The organism is uncultured Cardiobacterium sp. (assembly GCF_938028185.1).
Taxonomy (GTDB): domain Bacteria; phylum Pseudomonadota; class Gammaproteobacteria; order Cardiobacteriales; family Cardiobacteriaceae; genus Cardiobacterium.
The window spans coordinates 1-1,009 of the sequence record NZ_CALJAH010000413.1 but is presented as its reverse complement, the minus strand read 5'-3'; the positions used below and the strand labels follow the sequence as shown (position 1 = coordinate 1,009).

General features: G+C 63.5%; 1 pseudogene. It reads left to right on the top strand.

Features of this window, described 5'->3' with window-relative positions:
- Positions 1–21: 21 nt before the first annotated feature.
- Positions 22–936: pseudogene (locus Q0349_RS12035) on the top strand (U32 family peptidase); the annotation flags it as partial.
- Positions 937–1,009: the final 73 nt, after the last annotated feature.

The window sequence follows — 1,009 nt, the reverse complement described above, 5'->3', positions numbered from 1 at the left end:
GTAAACGAACAACAAGGAAACATCATGAGCCTCAAACTCTCCCTCGGCGCCATCCAGTACTACTGGCCGAAACAAACCGTCTTCGCCTGGTACGACCGCATCGCCGACACCGACGCCGACATCATCTATCTCGGTGAAACCGTCTGCGCGCGCCGCCACGAACTGCGCCTCGCCGACTGGCTCGCCATTGCCGACAACCTCGCCGCCGCCGGCAAAGAAGTGCTGCTCGCCAGCCAGACCCTGCTCGAAAGCGAGAGCGACCTCAAACGCCTGCGCAAAATCGCCAAACAAGAGCGCTATCCCATCGAAGCCAACGACATGGGCGCGGTCAAACTGGCGCGCGACCACGGCCACCCCTTCGTCGCAGGAAGCAGCCTCAACCTCTACAACGAACACACCCTTGCCCTCATCCGCCGCCTCGGCGCCTACCGCTGGCAACCGCCTGCCGAACTCTCGCGCGACAAACTCGCCACCCTGCTCGCCGCCAGCGCCGACCCCGGCGAAACCGAACTCTTTGCCTGGGGCAAAATCCCGCTTGCCTACTCCTCGCGCTGCTTCACCGCGCGCCACTACAACCTGAACAAAGACAACTGCCAATTCCGCTGCATCGAACACCCGCACGGCATGACCATGGACACCCGCGAAAAAACCCCCTTCCTCACCATCAACGGCATCCAGACCATGTCGCACGGCAGCCAATGCCTGCTTGCGCACCACGCCGACATCGCCGCCCTCGGCGTCGGCATCCTCCGCCTCTCGCCGCAACTCAACCATATGCCGGAAATCATCGCCCTGCACCGGCAAACGCTGGACGGCACCCTCACCACCGCCGACGCCCTGCGCGAACTGGCACCGCTTGCACTCGGCGCGCTGGTGGACGGCTACTGGCATGGCAACCCCGGCATCGCAAAAATCAAAACGTACTACAGCGAAGCCAACGCCGGCCCCATCTACCAGCCGGAAGAAGCAGTCACTATTCCCCCCTCCCCCCGTGGGGGAGGGGAAGGGG